This is a genomic window from Pantoea sp. CTOTU50773 (assembly GCF_032082325.1).
Taxonomy (GTDB): Bacteria; Pseudomonadota; Gammaproteobacteria; order Enterobacterales; family Enterobacteriaceae; genus Pantoea; species Pantoea communis.
The window spans coordinates 1-16,581 of record NZ_DAMDQC010000089.1 but is presented as its reverse complement, the minus strand read 5'-3'; the positions used below and the strand labels follow the sequence as shown (position 1 = coordinate 16,581).

General features: G+C 54.1%; 15 protein-coding genes. 4 read left to right on the top strand and 11 right to left on the bottom strand.

Annotated features, from left to right (window positions below; translation table 11 throughout):
• The first annotated feature begins 172 nt into the window (after positions 1-172).
• Entirely contained in the window at positions 173-919 is a 747-nt protein-coding gene (locus RT340_RS14545) for an HPP family protein (protein WP_058960568.1), read from the top strand.
• 35 nt (positions 920-954) lie between these two features.
• Here RT340_RS14545 and RT340_RS14540 read toward each other — a convergent pair whose 3' ends face one another.
• Genes RT340_RS14540 through RT340_RS14520 form a run of 5 tightly spaced genes read right to left on the bottom strand, consistent with a single transcriptional unit; the run spans position 955 to position 6,024 of the window.
• Complete coding sequence (locus RT340_RS14540; RefSeq protein ID WP_313376732.1) at positions 955-1,866, bottom strand: metallophosphoesterase; 912 nt, start codon at positions 1,864-1,866, stop codon at positions 955-957.
• 12 nt (positions 1,867-1,878) lie between these two features.
• Entirely contained in the window at positions 1,879-2,697 is an 819-nt protein-coding gene (locus RT340_RS14535; RefSeq protein WP_058960559.1) for a carbohydrate ABC transporter permease, read from the bottom strand.
• A complete protein-coding gene (locus tag RT340_RS14530; RefSeq protein WP_313376729.1) occupies positions 2,694-3,605 on the bottom strand; it encodes a sugar ABC transporter permease in 912 nt (303 codons plus the stop codon). Before RT340_RS14530 ends, RT340_RS14535 begins: the two co-directional genes overlap by 4 nt.
• A 10-nt stretch (positions 3,606-3,615) precedes the next feature.
• Positions 3,616-4,893 (bottom strand): ABC transporter substrate-binding protein, encoded by a 1,278-nt coding sequence (locus RT340_RS14525; protein ID WP_313376727.1) that lies wholly within the window; start codon positions 4,891-4,893, stop codon positions 3,616-3,618.
• A 27-nt stretch (positions 4,894-4,920) separates the two neighbouring features.
• On the bottom strand, positions 4,921-6,024 hold the full coding sequence (locus tag RT340_RS14520; RefSeq protein ID WP_313376725.1) for an ABC transporter ATP-binding protein: 1,104 nt from the start codon (positions 6,022-6,024) through the stop codon (positions 4,921-4,923).
• Positions 6,025-6,296: 272 nt separating this feature from the next.
• Here RT340_RS14520 and RT340_RS14515 point away from each other — a divergent pair, with 272 nt between their 5' ends.
• The gene (locus tag RT340_RS14515) at positions 6,297-7,073 is read left to right on the top strand and encodes a type IV toxin-antitoxin system AbiEi family antitoxin domain-containing protein (protein ID WP_313376723.1); all 777 of its coding nucleotides are present in this window, start codon (positions 6,297-6,299) and stop codon (positions 7,071-7,073) included.
• 149 nt (positions 7,074-7,222) lie between these two features.
• On the opposite strand, the gene RT340_RS14510 is transcribed toward RT340_RS14515, so the two are convergent.
• From RT340_RS14510 to RT340_RS14485, 6 genes are all read right to left on the bottom strand, one after another.
• Positions 7,223-8,188, bottom strand: coding sequence for a sugar-binding transcriptional regulator (locus tag RT340_RS14510; protein ID WP_313376721.1), 966 nt, complete (start codon positions 8,186-8,188; stop codon positions 7,223-7,225).
• A 107-nt stretch (positions 8,189-8,295) separates the two neighbouring features.
• Complete coding sequence (locus tag RT340_RS14505) at positions 8,296-9,153, bottom strand: phosphogluconate dehydrogenase C-terminal domain-containing protein (RefSeq protein WP_034823572.1); 858 nt, start codon at positions 9,151-9,153, stop codon at positions 8,296-8,298.
• The gene (locus RT340_RS14500) at positions 9,150-9,968 is read right to left on the bottom strand and encodes a TIM barrel protein (RefSeq protein ID WP_313376718.1); all 819 of its coding nucleotides are present in this window, start codon (positions 9,966-9,968) and stop codon (positions 9,150-9,152) included. The genes RT340_RS14505 and RT340_RS14500 overlap by 4 nt, the downstream gene beginning before the upstream one ends.
• Entirely contained in the window at positions 9,968-10,741 is a 774-nt protein-coding gene (locus RT340_RS14495) for a triose-phosphate isomerase family protein (RefSeq protein WP_283215183.1), read from the bottom strand. The genes RT340_RS14500 and RT340_RS14495 overlap by 1 nt, the downstream gene beginning before the upstream one ends.
• 2 nt (positions 10,742-10,743) lie before the next feature.
• Positions 10,744-12,489 carry a dihydroxyacetone kinase family protein gene (locus RT340_RS14490; protein WP_313376715.1) on the bottom strand — a complete coding sequence of 582 codons (1,746 nt, stop codon included), beginning with the start codon at positions 12,487-12,489 and terminating at the stop codon, positions 10,744-10,746.
• Position 12,490: 1 nt separating this feature from the next.
• Positions 12,491-13,825, bottom strand: coding sequence for an MFS transporter (locus RT340_RS14485; RefSeq protein ID WP_313376713.1), 1,335 nt, complete (start codon positions 13,823-13,825; stop codon positions 12,491-12,493).
• A 443-nt stretch (positions 13,826-14,268) separates the two neighbouring features.
• Here RT340_RS14485 and RT340_RS14480 point away from each other — a divergent pair, with 443 nt between their 5' ends.
• Both RT340_RS14480 and tkt read left to right on the top strand, forming a co-directional pair.
• Positions 14,269-14,727: an RpiB/LacA/LacB family sugar-phosphate isomerase gene (locus tag RT340_RS14480; RefSeq protein WP_160832910.1), complete on the top strand. Its 459-nt coding sequence runs from the start codon at positions 14,269-14,271 to the stop codon at positions 14,725-14,727.
• A 29-nt stretch (positions 14,728-14,756) separates the two neighbouring features.
• Positions 14,757-16,581, top strand: a 1,825-nt coding sequence (gene tkt / locus RT340_RS14475; protein ID WP_313376710.1) for a transketolase, incomplete at its 3' end; no start/stop codon positions are given.

Sequence of the window (16,581 nt, the reverse complement as noted above, 5' to 3'; positions counted from 1 at the left end):
CGGACTATACAACAATCTTAGACATTGTGTAAGACACGGTTAAACATCATTGTTCAAGCTTGTAAACGCATCACCGTTTGGTAACAGCACACTAATATTGTGGTTGTTCCTCAGGAATCGATCAGCGACAATCGCCATCCATCGCGTTTTCTTATGACAGAGTATGACCTTCATGACACACCTGCGTCGCGCCAGCTGGATAACATCGCTGCGGACTTTCCTTGCCCGTCTTTGGCCGCATCCGTTACCGGTCGCCAAAAAACAGAGAGTGATGGCCAGCATCGGTGCGGGCCTCGGCCTGATGATCACCAGCCTGACCAGCCACTGGCTGCTTGGTGAGGTCAACTTATGGTTTGTGGCACCGATGGGGGCGTCTGCAGTGCTGCTTTTCGGCTTACCGAATAGTCCGTTGGCGCAACCCTGGTCGATTGTTGGCGGGAATCTGGTCGCAGGCGTGATAGGCGTGACAACCGCGATGTATGTGCCCTATCCCGCAGTCGCTTGCGGCATTGCGGCTTGTCTCGCCATTGCCGTGATGTTTCAGCTGCGCTGCTTGCATCCTCCCAGCGGGGCGGTGGCGCTGACAGCGATTCTGGGCGGCAGTGGCGTTCAGCAATTGGGATATCAGTTTATTCTCTCTCCCGTGCTGCTAAATTCCGTGTGTCTCGCTGTACTGGCAATCATTTTTAATAATCTTGCGGGTCGCCGTTACCCGCATCCGCTGGCTGCTAACGAACCTAAAACGAATTCAGTGGCGCTTGAAGTGCCAATTACTCGCGATGATCTGCATCAGGCACTGGAGAACGGTCAGCTTCTCGATATTGACGAGGATGATTTGCAGCAGTTGTTACAGCGTGCTGAAGAGATTGCCCGTCGTCGGCAACAGCTGCCGCCACAGCCCCTGAAGCGCGCCGGTTAAATTGCAGGCGATATGAGCCCCGTCGGCTGACCGCATTAACACAAACCTCGGCTTATCTCCCCGCCGAAGCCGTGAATCCTTACACCATTATCATCCACTTCGACCACCGCAAAGGGTATTTCGCTTGGACCATCGAGCATGCCCTTCATGGTATAAAACCCTGTCTGACCGATGTATGCAGCGTTGCCGCGGTGGTCATGTCCTGAGAAGCAAAAATGTATGTTGTAACTAGAAAGGAGATCCACCAGCACACTGGCGTTCATCAGTATATGCGTGGTGTGAGGCGCCAGCGGGTAATGACCAAACACCCCCACTTTTTCCCCCCGTTGCTGAGCTTCAATCAATTGCTGTTCAATCCAGTTCAGCTGCTGCTGACCGACGGCACCGTTCCATGGCTGAGCCTGCGGCTGTCGCTGCGCCTTTAATTCCGCTAACAGGTTCTCAGCCTGGTAATAGTCATCACCATTCAGTGCATTGCAGTACAAACTGACATCGTTACCGTCATAAACAATAAACCGCCATCCCGCTAAGCGAAACGCGTAATAACTTTTGGGGAGTGCCGCACGATTATTCAGATGCTGAGCAAGGGTTTGCGCATCATGATTCCCCAACACTACCGCATGCGGATGCACCAACTGGTCATACAGCGGCAGAATGGCGGCATAGCTGGCCCAATCGCGGTCAACCAAATCCCCCAGCGTGACAACAAAATCCAGCGGTTGCTGATTCAGGGCTTCAATTGCCTGCGGTAACTTATCAAGTGCATGACGGTAGTAGAGGTTATTGGCGATATCAGCTTCGACATCGGCATACTGCGGATCAGCAATCACACCGAAACGCAGCACGTTATCCATCATTGCAGGACGTAAATCAGGTAAAGCATAAAGCTCGGCCACATCGCCGAGGAGTTCGCGCTGCAAGGATGTCAATGGATGCGGATGAGTCACGAAAAACACTCCTTAGCGAATACCAGCACGCATGAACGACTGAATAAACTGGCGCTGGAAAATCAGGAACAGCACCAGCAACGGCAAGGTGGTCATCAAGGTAGCGGCACCAATGAGCGCCCACTGTACGCCCTGCTCTGGCGCCGAGAACAATTGCAATCCGACCGTAAGCGGTCTTACGTTGACGGAATCGGTAATCACCAGCGGCCACAGGAAATCATTCCAGTGGAAACTGATCGAGACCAGGGCAAAAGCGATGTAGATCGGTTTCGCCAATGGAATGTAGATTTTGCGCAAGATATAAAACCGACTGGCTCCCTCCACAATCGCCGCCTCTTCCAGCACCAGTGGGATACTTTTGAACGTCTGACGCAGCAGGAAAATGGCAAAAGCAGAGGCGAAATACGGCAATGCTATTCCCGTTAAAGTATCGCGCAGCCCAAACGCACCGATGGTTTTGTAATTGTTCAAAATCAAAACGTCCGGACTAATCATCAACTGCAGCAGGATCAGCGCGAAAATAACCCCTGAGAATTTCATTTTGAAACGCACCAGCGCATAGGCCGCCATGGTCGCCAAAATTAACTGCACCACCACAATCATCAGCACCAGCAAGGTGGTATTGAGGAAGTAGCGGGCAAAAGGCGCGGCATGCCAGGCCTTGATGAAATTATCAAAGGTCAGCGGTGAGAACAGCGAAAAACTGGCCTGATCCGATGCAGGATGGATTGCTACCCACAGGGCGACCAGAATCGGCAACAGCCACAGCAGCGCGGCCAGCCAAATGATGAGGTTCAGACACCAGCCACCCAACGCGTTCGTCTTCTTCATTGATAATGGGCTCGCTTGTCCAGCAGCGTAAATTTAATCAGCGCAATCGCCGCCAGAATCACCAGCAATACCACGGTCATCGCCGCGGCAGCAGGCATATCCCAGAAACTGAATGCGGTGCGATAGATATAGAACAGCAGCAGACTACTGCTGTTGTTGGGGCCCCCGTTGGTCATGGCAATCACCTGATCGACAATGCGGAAGGCGTTCATCGAAGCATTGATCAACACAAATAGCGTCGTTGGCATCAACAGCGGCCATTGCACGCGACGGAAAAAGTAACCGCGTGAAGCCCCTTCAATCGCTGCCGCTTCATTGAGGCGGGGATCGATCTGCTGTAAGGCAGCAAGATAGAAGATCATAAAGAAGCCCGCTTCACGCCAGACAGAAACCGCCATCAGACAATAAAGGGACGTGCCCGGCTCACCGAGCCAGTTCACGGCAGGCAGTGAGAACAGCGCCAGCAACTTATTCAACAGCCCCAACTGCGGAGTGTAGAAAAACAGCCATAGGTTGGCGATGGCAATCATTGGGAGCAATGATGGAATAAAAAACGCCGCGCGGACCAGCGAATTTGCCGCCAATCGTCGATTCACAGCCAGCGCCATCATTAACGCCAGCGCGACGGCCAGCGGAATGGTGATCAGTGCATACAACAAGTTGTTCCAGAGCGACTGGATGAAGATATCGTCATCCAACAAGGCCATGTAATTATCCAGCCCAACAAAGTGGGCCGGATGATTATTACGGGAAGCGCTGAACAGACTCTCCCAGATCGTCGCCACCGCGGGATAATGCGTAAACAGCAGCAAAAAACTCAGTGCTGGCAAAATCAGCAGGTAACCATAAAGCTGCGTCGACCAGAATGCGGGACGACGCTGCGCCGTACTGGCAATTATCGTGCTCATCGCGCTTCCATTACTGATAGGACTTCAACAGGCGATCCGCTTGCTTCTGCGCACCTTCAAGTGCTTCTGCCGGGGTTTTTGCCTGGGTCACCGCCGCTTCGACAGCATGGTTCAACGCATCCTGAATCTGTACGCTGTTGTAGGTCGAGAGTTCTGGCTGCGCATACTTCAACTGCTCACGCGCGACCAGCGCCTGAGGGACCTCTTTCACGTAGTCTTTCATCACCGTGGTGTCCCATGCTGCTGGAGATGTCGCCACATAGCCTGTCGCGATACTCCAGCGCGCAGCTTGCTCCGGTGAAGTCACCCAGCGGATAAACGACATCGCGGCTTTTTGCTGCTCGGGTGAGGCATTCTTAAAGACGTAAAGGTTACCGCCGCCGGTTGGGCTGCCACGCTGTGTTTTCTCTGGCAGCATCGCCACACCAAATGGGAATTTGGCGTTATCGCGCACGTTGGTCAGGTTACCGGTGGTGGTGACCATCATGGCGGTTTTACCGCTGATAAAGTCCTGTGGTGTGGTACCCCAGGCGATGGCGCCTTTCGGTGACACTTCTTCTTTTTGCCCGAGGTCGGTCAGCCATTGCAGTGTTTCAACGTTACCAGGGGTGTTGAAATGTACGGCCGTGCCTTTTCCGTTATCCAGACGACCGCCATTGGTGGCAGAGAGTCCCTGGAAGTTCCAGTAACCGTTTGGCGTGGACGGAATCTCGATGCCCCATTGGCTCACGCCGTTAGCATCTTTGATGGTCAGTTTTTTACTGAATTCCACCACCTGCTGCCAGTTGGCCGGCGGTGTGTCGCCATTCAAGCCAGCTTTCTCGAAGGCCTGTTTATTCCAGTACATCACCACGGTTGAACGCTGGAATGGCACGCCCCACACTTTGCCATCAATGTGACGCAGGAACGCTGGATAGAATCCATCGATCCATTTTTTACCTTCATCACCGGTCGCCAGATCGCTGGCGGCGACAATCGCGCCCGCATCAATCAGGGAATAAGCCTCAATGTCACCAATGACCGCCAGCTGCGGTGCATTGCCACCACGAAATGCGGTCAGCGCTTTGGTGACGGTTGTCGCATAGTCACCGGTGTAAACCGGCTGAATGCTCACTTCCGGATGCACTTTTTCGAAATCAGCCACCAGCGCGTCAACGGTGTGGCTGACTTTGCCACCGACCGCGATCGGATAGTACATCTGCAATTTAACCGGATCGGCGGCAAAAGCGGAAACCGTAGTGCAAAGCAGTAAAGCAGAGGCCAGACGTGAGTAACGAATCGCAGACATGATTATCCCTTGGGCGAAAAACAACGGTTAAACAGCGTATTTTTTCTGTGAAACAAACATCTGTTGCTCGGCAGACACACAGCGCTTGCCGGTCGAGGTGGAAAACAGATATTGACGGGTTGCGGACCACTGCAAGCCGACCTGGCTGTCCTCGACAAAATGCTGCATGCCGGGCACTTTCACGGTGATGGCATCGGCCAGGCCAGCCAGTTGGCACACCAGCAAGGTATCAGCACCCATGTATTCGTAGCTGATCACTCTGGCCTTTAAGGCAGCGTGTTCAGGTGAGATCAGCTGAATATCTTCCGCTCGTAAACCGAGACTCAATGCCATCTCATCGCAATGCTCAACCACCGGCGCCAGTAAGTGGCTCAGGTAATGACGGTTTTCTTTGTTGTGCAACGGCAGGATATTCATGGGTGGCGCGCCAATAAACTGCGCGGCAAAAACCGTGGCGGGGGTGTTATAGAGATCGTTCGGTGTGCCTTGCTGCTCGATGTGGCCGTCATTCAGCAGAATAATGCTGTCCGCCATGCTCATCGCTTCCGTCTGGTCGTGCGTGACATATAGCATGGTGAGCCCCAGCTTCTTCTGTAAGGCACGAATCTCACGGCGCATGCTCTGCCGCAGCTTGGCATCAAGGTTAGACAGTGGCTCATCCATCAGACACAGGTTGTTATTCGCGATAACCGCCCTTCCCAACGCCACACGTTGCTGTTGACCCCCAGACAGTTGCGACGGCAGGCGATCAAGCAACTTATCCAGTTCCATCAGCTTGCTGACGTCATCCAGTCGGGCAGTAAAAGTCTGCTTATCTTCACCGCGTGCCTTTAAACCAAACAGCAGGTTCTCACGGACATTCAGATGCGGAAACAGCGCATAGGATTGAAACACCATCGATAGCTTGCGCTGTGATGGGGGCAAATGAGTGATTTCAGCGTGTTTAAAGTGGATCTCGCCGCGGTCGGCGGTTTCCAGCCCGGCAATGGTGCGCAGTAGTGTGGATTTTCCACAGCCTGATGGCCCAAGCAGCGCAACAAAGCTCCCTTCTGCGGCATCAAAGGTGATGTCATTGAGGGCAATTTTGTCGCCCCAGGCTTTAGTGATGTGATGTAGCGAAAGGTGGCTCATGCATCCGCAGTCCTGAAAACAGAATGGCGGTAAGCTAGCTCAGGGAAATGAAGGATTTATGTTGCTGGGGTGACGGTTGGGTGACTGGAACAGGCTACCCTGCTGTTATAAGGGAGTGAAAAAACCTGCCGTGCAGTTTATATAAAGTCAAAAGGACGGCGATAATTGCCGTGCAACTCAAACACAACAAACCAAAATTTCCATCCGGTTTGCTTAATTTGAAATTAACGGCGATAATTGCCGTCATATGACCATTATGCAAACCAAAAGCAATGTTGAACGCTGAAAGTCGTAAAAGGCTGAAACAGATAATTCCTGCGGGATTACTCGCCACTAAACCCTGGTTGGTGACACAGGGTTTTAATCCGCACTTCATTGATAACGCGGTCAAAAGCCAAACCCTGCTAACACTGACCCCTGGGGTGTACGTCCGCGAAACATCGCAGGTTAACTGGAAAGGCGTTGTCACCTCATTGCAAAGAATGAGTCTCTTCCCCATCCATGTCGGCGGATTGAGCGCACTCGATCTGGAAGGACTCGCACATTATCAATCACGTAGCAAACATATCCACATCGAGCTATACGCAGAAACGGCATTGCCTGCATGGCTGAATAAAATTGACAGCAACATTCATTTTGCATGGCACAGCACCCGCCGGTTATGGCCAGCTTCACTGATGCAGGAAATACGCTATCTTCGTGAAGATAACTGGCGAGAGTCACTTCCGCCCTTGCTCTACTCTACACCCGAAAAAGCGATTCTTGAGGCCCTGGCCGGGGTTCCAACAGCAATGAGCTTTGAACATGCAGATCAACTGATGCAGAGCTTGCCTACTCTATCGCCCAAAAAAGTGGATGCGCTTTTGCGTGCCAGCTCCAGCATCAAGAGCAAACGATTATTTTTATGGCTGTCTCAGCAGCATAATCATGCCTGGTTCAAATACCTTAAGCCGGAAGAATATGATTTAGGTGTGGGTAAACGTGAAATAGCACGTGGCGGCAGATTGGATAAAACATGGAATATTACCGTCCCCAGGGAGTCGAATTAATGGACCGCCAAAGTGTTTATTGGTGGAATTACATAATTTATTGAATATGCAGCCATCTAAACACACTGAGGCGCTGGCGAAACTCAAAGAGGTATTGCTAATAACCACTTAGCTAAGCCATGCAGCATGGCTTAGCCACGGAATAGGATTTACTGCGACATACTCAAAATCGTCCGAATATTTTGCGCCGTGGTCGCCACAATGTCGATCGCCCCGGTACGCAGTGCGCCGAGTAGTGCCATCGCTTTGGTATTCTCGGAGGCAATGGCAATCACGCAGGGAATTTTACGTAATTCCTCGATGCTAAGACCAATCACCCGGTCATTCATCACCGTATCCACATGCTGTCCCTGGGCATTGAAGAAGTCATAACCCGCAACATCCCCGGTGACGCCCTGATTCACATGCGCATCGATGATCTCATGCGGCGTAAACCAGCCGAGTTTCACCATATAGCTGTTTTCATTCATATCACCGATGCCCACCAGCGCCACATCGGCCTTACGTGCGCGATCGAGCGTCTCTTTGATGGTGCCGTTCTGCATAAAGGCATCGCGCAGCGCACGGTTCTCGACATAGGCAGGTGCGTACAGGGTTTCACTGGTACCGCCAAATTTCTTGGCGAGTCGACGGCTGATATGATCGGCGTTAATCGCATCACCGGGACGATGAGTCCCACCAATGCCGCTGATAAACAGGCAGTTACGTGTCGGCACCTGCCCGGGGTAATCGGCGACAGCGGCGACGTTGCGCCCTTGCCCGACAGCGACAATCGCATTGTCTTTTAATGATTGTGCCAGATGGGCTGAGACTAACGCCGCTACCTGACGACGCTGTTCTTCATCGTCCGGCGAATCCAGTGCAATGAGCGCGCGTTGTAGTTGGGGGAAACGGCTTTGCAGCTGTTGTTCAAGGCGCGTACTGAACACCGGATGGTAGCGCACATTAATTTCGACGCTGCCCTCTTCACGCGCACGTTTGAGCAGTCGGCCAACTTTAATGCGGGATATCCCAAACTTACGCGCAATCTCCTCCTGGGTGATTTCGTCCTGATAATAGGCCACCGCAATTTCTGTCAGCAGCTCGGAGTCCTGAGAAAGCGTGTTTTTTTCCATCCGTTACCTGTCTTGTATCGTGACACCTGATTTAAGGAGGGAGTTATATCATTGATACGACTCGCTTCGCCAGACAGCAGCGAGGCGAGTCGCAGGTTGCATCACGCTTAACGTTTAATGGCGTCGATTTTCAGCATGCGGGCAATCACGATATCCAGCTCTTTCTGATCGAAGATCTGCTTCCAGTCTGGCTTCACAATCTTCTCGCGACCGTATTCCATGGCGATCATACAGGCATCAGAGAACGGGTTGGTGGCGCGGAAGGCCACGGCCAGTGCGATCTGAATATGGCCATACAGCATCGCTTTGGCCGCTTCTTCCGGCACGCCGCTGTGCTTGACGGTCTCATCCAGTGCTTCTTTCATGAAAGCGCCCACCATGCAGGCCACGGTTTCCACCAGCGTTGGCTCCAGATAGGCCAGCTGCGTCACCGTGACCCAATGCACTTCCTCTACCGGACCGTACATCACGCTAATGACTTTGCTCAGTTCGGCTTTCTGCGCATCTGAGCCGGTTTCATACGAAGCCGCCACATGCTGTACCGCCGCGATGCCACCGAAGGCATCCGCGTGCTCTTCTTTGGTGTAGCGCTCCAGGAACACGGAAGGATGGCAAGGGTGCGCCACCGCATATTCGATGCCGTCACGATGGGCAATCAGGTTTGCGTAAGCCGCAGCCGGGTCCAGCGTCAGCAGAATCGCACCGGCCTTCATCTGTGGCACCACGCCCTCAGACACTTTGCCCAGAACGATATCCGGTACCGCCAGAATTACCACGTCACTGACCGGCACAACGGAAGCGGCATCAGACAACTCACGGCCTTGCGCCGTGACTTGTTCCTGCGCCTTCGGTGAGTTCTCAACGTAAAACACCTGGTAATCGCTTTTCTGGAAGTTGGCAGAAATGCGCATACCCATTTTGCCGCCTGCGCCAATTACGGTGATGGTTTTCAATGCATTGCTCATTGGTATAACTCCTGATCTTGTTTACTACGTAAGAATTCAACGGTGCGGCGCGTCCATTCGGCTTCGCGCTCGCAGGTCAGCACGGCATCGTCCTGCCACGGCAACCAGTGTTCAACGATTTGATTAATCTCTCTTTCTGCCGGACGCACGCTGGCGATCATCCGGTCATAGTCCAGCAGGCCTTCGCCCATCAGGCAGCCAGCATAGGTAAAGCCGACCCAGCCATCACGACGCGTAAAGGCAAAATCTTTAATGTGCAGGTTGCCGACGCGCGCCGCCGTATTGGCGATCACCTGTTCAGGCAATTCCAGTCCTGCTACGCAGTTAGCGGGATCGAGACACACGCATAACCACGGCGAAAGAAACTTATTGATCACCGACATCATCGCGCCGCTGTTGACCTGCTCATACGTCTCCAGGCACAGACGCACCTGCTGACGGGCGAAATCAGGCAACACCGCACCAATCAACTCTGCCGCTTCATCCAGTGACGGACGGTGATCAGCGGTGTAGAACATGGAGCGCACCACATGCGCATCAAGAATGTTCGCCATATGCAGATATCGACGCAGATGCGCAGTGCCTAAGCCACGTGTGCCTAACTCCAGGGTGATGCCCAGCTTGTCGGCCAATTGGCGAAGGTCCTGCAACTGCGCATCAGACCAGCTTTCAATCGCCGGATAATCACAAATCTGGAATACCGAGACATCCATCCCGGCGGTCTGCTGCAGCATCTGCTCCAGCGATAGCGGGTTGGGCACTTTGCTGGACATGCGCCAGAAAAAGGCATAAGTACTGAGTCCGATACGGCTCATTAACGGATCTCCTTCGCCAGCACGCTGGCCTCTTCAATGATTTGCGCCAGTGCATTCGGGTCGTGGGCAAAACGGCCCAGGAACAGACCATGAACGTCAGTCCCCAGACGCTGAATCAGCCCCGGCCCAGCGCTGCCGCCATAAATGATTTTTAAGGTGATACCCTCCGGCGTTTTCAACTGTTGTAGGCCCGAACACACTGCGCGGATATAGCTATCCGGTGCAGGTTGTGGTGCACCAATCGCCCACTGCGGCTCATAGGCAAAGAACACCTCGCCTTTTAGACCTTGTTGCACTGCATCAGCCAATGCTTCCGCCAGTTGCTGTTCGCACAGTGCGATAGCCTGATCCGGCCCGGCCTGCTGTTCTTCGCCGATACACAGCACCGGCGTTAACCCGTGTCGCAGCGACATAGCCACTTTGGCAGCAATCTGCGCTTTATCTTCATGAAAGTGGCGACGACGTTCAGCGTGACCGATTTCGGCCAGTGAGCAACCGAGCTCCTGCAACATGCTGGCGCTGACCTCACCGGTCCAGGCGCCGTTCTCAGCCTGGCAAACATCCTGGCCGCCATAGCGCACCGGTGTTTTTGCAAAAATGTCAGCCACAGCGGGAATAGCCGGATAAGCGGGCAGTACAAACAACCCGACATCACCGTTTTTCACCGCCGGCAACTGAGCTAATCCGGCGACTTTGCGGCACCAGTCCAGTGTCTGCTGGTAACCGAAATACATTTTCAGGCTGACGCCGAGCCAGATTTTGGGCTGAGACATCATTACGCTCCTTGCTGAGAGGCTTTATGTTCTTTTAGCAGATCGCCAACGGTATTGACGATCATCGCCAGTGAAATGGCTCCCGCATCTGGCGTACCGACACTTTTTTCGGCTAGCGGACGCGCACGACCCATTTTCGGCACCAGCTGAGCGGTGTCTTGTGCGGCCTTATCGGCTACCTGCGCCGCCGCCAACCAGGCATCGGTCAGTGAAGCACCCTCTGCGACTGCAGCGTTAAGGCTGTCGCTAAACGGCACCAACACATCGACCATGGTTTTATCGCCCACCTTCGCTTTGCCAAAGTGCATAATGCCCTCTTTGGCTTCGCGTACGCCGGTTGCAACGCGTTGCGCATTGGGTGACTGCTGATCGCCAATGGCCGTCCCCATCGCAGTTAATGCCACACCCCACATTGCACCCGATGTGCCGCCAGCTTTATCGGCCCAGGCATCCGCAGCACGGCACAACAGGCTGCCGGCACCTGCACCACGCGCAGCCACTTCACGCGCCTTCTCCACCGCGCCCAGCACGCCACGTTCCATACCGATACCGTGGTCACCGTCACCGGCCACTGCATCGATATCACCTAATTTTTTCGCGTTACGCTGTAACAAATCTGCCACTGATTCCAGGATATGTAACACGCGCTGTGCGCTCTGCTGGGACTCAGCTGAAGCCTGCGGCAATGCTTCTTCCGTGCTCTCTTCACGCTCTTCCGCACTTAGCGGTTCCGCGATCAGCACGCTTCCTTTGCGATAGGCTGGTGCATTTGCCGGCGCACACCACAGTGTCTCCAGCTCATCGTCCAACCACATCAGCGTCAGCGATGCGCCCGCCATGTTGAAGCTGGTAACAAACTCACCGACATCGGGCTGAACCACTTTAAGTCCTGCAGCGTCCAGCAGTTGTGCCACGCGGCGATACACCACGAATAACTCTTCATACTTCACTGAACCCAAACCGTTGAGGATCACCGCCACGCGATGACCTTCAATCTGTTTGACGTCGGCAGGTACTTCGCCTAGCAGACGTTTAACAAACAACTCGGCCAACTCATCGGCACTGGGCACATCAGTCTCACTGATACCCGGCTCACCGTGGATGCCAAGACCGAGCGCCATGCGCCCTTTCTCGACTTCAAATAAAGGATGTGTGGCACCCGGCAAGGTACATCCGCCAAATGCCACACCGAAAGTCCGCGTACGATCGTTAGCATGCTGCGACTTCTTAAGTACGGAGGCTAAATCATCGCCCGCTTCCGCTGCTGCACACGCCGCTTTAAACACACACAAATCCCCGGCCACACCACGGCGCTTTGCCCGTTCGTCTTTACTGGCGCTGGAAATATCATCGGTTACCGCCAGAATTTCACAGGCAACACCTTCGGCACGCAGGCGTTCGCAAGCCTGGCCGAAGTGCAGTACATCGCCCGCATAGTTCCCGAACATCAGCAACACGCCCGCGCCGTTATGTGCCGCTCTTGCCACGTTGTAGATCTGCTGAGCAGACGGCGAAGCAAACAGGTTCCCCATGGCTGCGCCGTGTGCCAGACCTTGTCCAACCAACCCGGCGAAGGCCGGATAATGACCGGAACCGCCGCCCACAATCACCGCAACCGTATTGGGTTGGCTGCGCGTGCTACGCACCACACCACCGGTGACCTGACGAACTTTATCGGCGTTGGCGGCGACAAAGCCTTCAATGAGTTCAGCAGCAAAGGCTGAAGGTTGGTTAAACAGGTACGTCATTTTAGTGCTCCTGTGCGATAGAGGTCGGCTGAGACTGCGGGCGCTGGCGATTCAATAACAGCATAAGGACGGCTGACAGCAGCATGAAGCCACCGACCACGAACATCGGTAACACATAGCTGTTGGTGGCGTCGTGCAGTGCGCCAGTGATGTAGCCCGCGGAGAAGCCCGCCACGTTTCCTAAGGTGTTGATAAGTGCGATAGCCGCTGCGGCTGACGCGCCGGTCAGGAACTGCGTTGGCAGCGTCCAGAAGTTAGGCAAGGCAGCAAAGATGGAACTGGCAGTAATCGCGATCACCATGATGGTGGTGAACGGTGAATCCATATACAGCGCCAATGGCACGCTGATACCACCGGCCAGCGCTGGAATCGCGATGTGCCAGGTTTTGCAACCACGACGGGTGGCATCTTTTGACCAGAAGTACATCACCACAGCCGCAATCAGGTATGGCACGCCGGTGAACAATCCCTTCTGCATCACGTTAAAGGTAGTGCCGAACTGCTGCTGGAAGCCGCCGATAATGGTTGGCAGGAAGAAGGCCAGCGCATACAGGCCATAGATAAAGCCGAAGTAGATCAGGCACAGCGTCCACACACGGCCGTTGCCCATGACGGAGCGCAGGCTATGTTTCTTATGGCCCTGCTTCTGTTGATGCTCCGCTTCCAGCTCGTTGGTCAGCCAGGTCTTCTCATCTGCGGTTAACCATTTCGCCTGACGCGGTGAATCCACCAGCCAGAACAGCGCCACAATACCGATCAGAATCGCTGGGATGGAAACACCCAGGAACATTACGCGCCAGCCATCCAGACCGAACAGACCGTGTTGCTCAATCAAACCTGCCGCCAGGGGCGCACCGAATACGACGGTCAGCGGCTGTGCCAGATAGAACAAGGACAGGATTTTGCTGCGATGACGTCCCGGTACCCACATGCTCAGATAAAGAATCGCACCCGGGAAGAAGCCCGCTTCAGCAATACCCAGCAGCAGGGGCAGCGTATACAGGTCTCCGACACTGCCCACACAGGTTAACAGCAGCGAGACGATACCCCAGCTGATCATGATGCGTGCCAGCCAGCGACGTGCGCCGAACTTATGCAACGCCAGGTTGCTCGGCACTTCCAGCAGGATATAACCGATAAAGAAGATGCCGGATGCCAGACCAAACTGCACACCTGTCAGACCGAGGTCCTGCGTCATGCCATTTGGGCCAGCAAAAGAAATTGCGGTGCGGTCAAGGAAGTTAATAAAGAACATCAGTGCCACGAAAGGCACCAGACGCCAGGAGATTTTGCTGATAGCGGATTTCTCAACCGCCGTCATGTTTTGCTGACTCATAACGCACCTCCGTGACGTGCGTGGTTAAAACTGTTGTTTGGTGTTGACCAGACGCGAAATGAGCGCTGGCTGCAGGTGTACTGAGAGGTACGGTGTAAATGACACATGTTCGAGTCCTCAAGGGGTCTTCTTGTACATTGGTATCGTTATGCGAACAAATGAACACTACACGTATAAATGTACATCTCTCAACTGCAATGATTGAAAATGTGAGCCTGCTCATGAGATTTGATTTTGGCCCTGAATCGGAAAAATACGCAGAAATGCAGCGCAATCCGCGCGGTATCAGCACCCTTCGCGCTTTGCATCACTAAATCAGCACGTAAGACACATGAACAACCATTGAACATATGATTGGATTTGTGGCAGGCTATCGATGAACATCTTCTCGCCTGCATAACAAACGTTCAGGCGTCAGAACTAAACCCTGCTGGAGAATGACGATGAAAACTATCGCAATTGGCGCCGATGATGCGGCTATCGAATTGAAAAACATCATTAAAAAACTGCTTGAAGAGAAAGACTTTCAAGTGACGGACTACACCAATGACGCACAAAATGACCGTCCTATGTACCCGGATGTGGCATTTGCGCTGGCAACCGCTATCCAGAAGAATGAATTTGAGCGCGGCATCCTGCTGTGCGGCACCGGTATCGGCGTGGCAATCGTGGCCAACAAAGTGGAAGGCGTGCGTGCGGCACAGTGCCATGACACCTTCTCTGCTGAACGTGCCCGTAAAAGCAACAATGCTCAGATCATGACCATGGGCGCACGCGTTATCGGTCCAGAACTGGCGAAGAACATCGTCAATGCCTGGCTGGCCTCAGAGTTTGAAGGTGGTGGCTCCACCGCCAAAGTCGAGAAAATCGGTTACTACGAACAAGTTTCACATTCTAAATAATCACCGACTTCTTACCTCTGGAGAACCTTATGTCAACACGCCGGGAAAGAGCCAACGCCATCCGTGCTTTAAGCATGGATGGCGTACAACAAGCCAAGTCAGGTCATCCGGGTGCCCCTATGGGCATGGCGGACATCGCCGAAGTTTTGTGGCTCGATTTTTTACAGCACAATCCAAACAATCCTAAGTGGGCTAACCGCGACCGCTTCGTCCTGTCGAATGGCCACGGTTCGATGCTGATTTACAGCCTGCTGCACCTGAGCGGTTATGATCTGCCACTCAGCGAACTGAAGAATTTCCGTCAACTGCATTCAAAAACGCCGGGTCATCCGGAATACGGTTATACGCCAGGCGTTGAAACCACCACCGGCCCGCTGGGTCAGGGGATCGCCAATGCCGTCGGCTTCGCGATTGCCGAACGTACGCTGGCGGCGCAGTATAACCGTCCTGGCCACGACATCGTTGATCACCATACCTATGTGTTTATGGGCGACGGCTGCATGATGGAGGGCATTTCGCACGAAGTCTGCTCCATCGCCGGGACGCTGAAGCTGGGGAAACTGGTGGCCTTCTATGATGACAACGGCATCTCTATTGATGGTCACGTTGATGGCTGGTTCACCGACGATACCGCCGCCCGTTTCGAAGCGTACGGCTGGCACGTGGTGCGTGACGTAGACGGTCATGACGGCGACGCGATTAAGAAAGCGGTTGAAGCAGCCAAAGCGGTCTCGGACAAGCCTTCTCTGCTGATGTGCAAAACCGTGATCGGTTTTGGCTCACCGAACAAAGCCGGTACCCACGATGTGCATGGCGCACCACTGGGCGACGACGAAATTGCACAGACTCGTCAACAGCTGGGCTGGCACCACGCGCCGTTCGAAGTCCCTTCAGAACTTTATGCGCAGTGGGATGCGAAAGAGGCCGGCCAGGCGAAAGAGTCCGCGTGGGAGGCAAAAGTCGCGGCTTATGCCGAGGCTTACCCGGAACTGGCGGCGGAGTTTAACCGTCGTATCAAAGATGCGTTGCCGGATAACTGGGAAACTGAGTCGCAACAGTTTATCGAGCAGCTGCAGGCCAATCCGGCGAAAATTGCCAGCCGTAAAGCGTCGCAAAATGCGATTGAAGCCTTCGGCAAGATTCTGCCGGAATACCTTGGGGGTTCTGCTGACCTGGCACCCAGCAACCTGACGATGTGGTCGGGTTCTAAGCCGATCAATGAAGATCCCGCGGGGAATTACATTCATTACGGCGTGCGTGAATTCGGTATGACCGCGATCGCCAACGGTATCGCGCTGCACGGTGGTTTCCTGCCTTACACCGCCACCTTCCTGATGTTTGTCGAGTACGCGCGCAATGCGGCACGTATGGCGGCGTTGATGAAAGTGCGTCAGATCATGGTCTACACCCATGACTCCATCGGCTTAGGCGAAGATGGCCCCACCCACCAGCCGGTCGAGCAGATGGCAAGCCTGCGCGTGACGCCAAACATGAGCTTATGGCGTCCGTGTGATCAGGTTGAGTCTGCGGTGGCATGGAAATACGCGATTGAGCGCGTCAACGGCCCTACTGCCTTAATCTTCTCGCGTCAGAATCTGGCGCAGCAAGATCGTACCGCTGAGCAGTTGGCTAACGTGGTGCGCGGCGGTTATGTGTTGAAAGACAGTGAAGGGGTTCCAGAGCTGATCCTCATCGCCACCGGTTCAGAAGTGGAGCTGGCGGTTGCTGCGTATGAGCAATTGACGGGCGAGGGCCGTAAGGTGCGCGTAGTTTCGATGCCTTCAACCGACGCCTTCGACAAGCAGGACGCGGCTTACCGTGAATCTGCGCTGCCTACAGCGGTGGCCGCGCGTG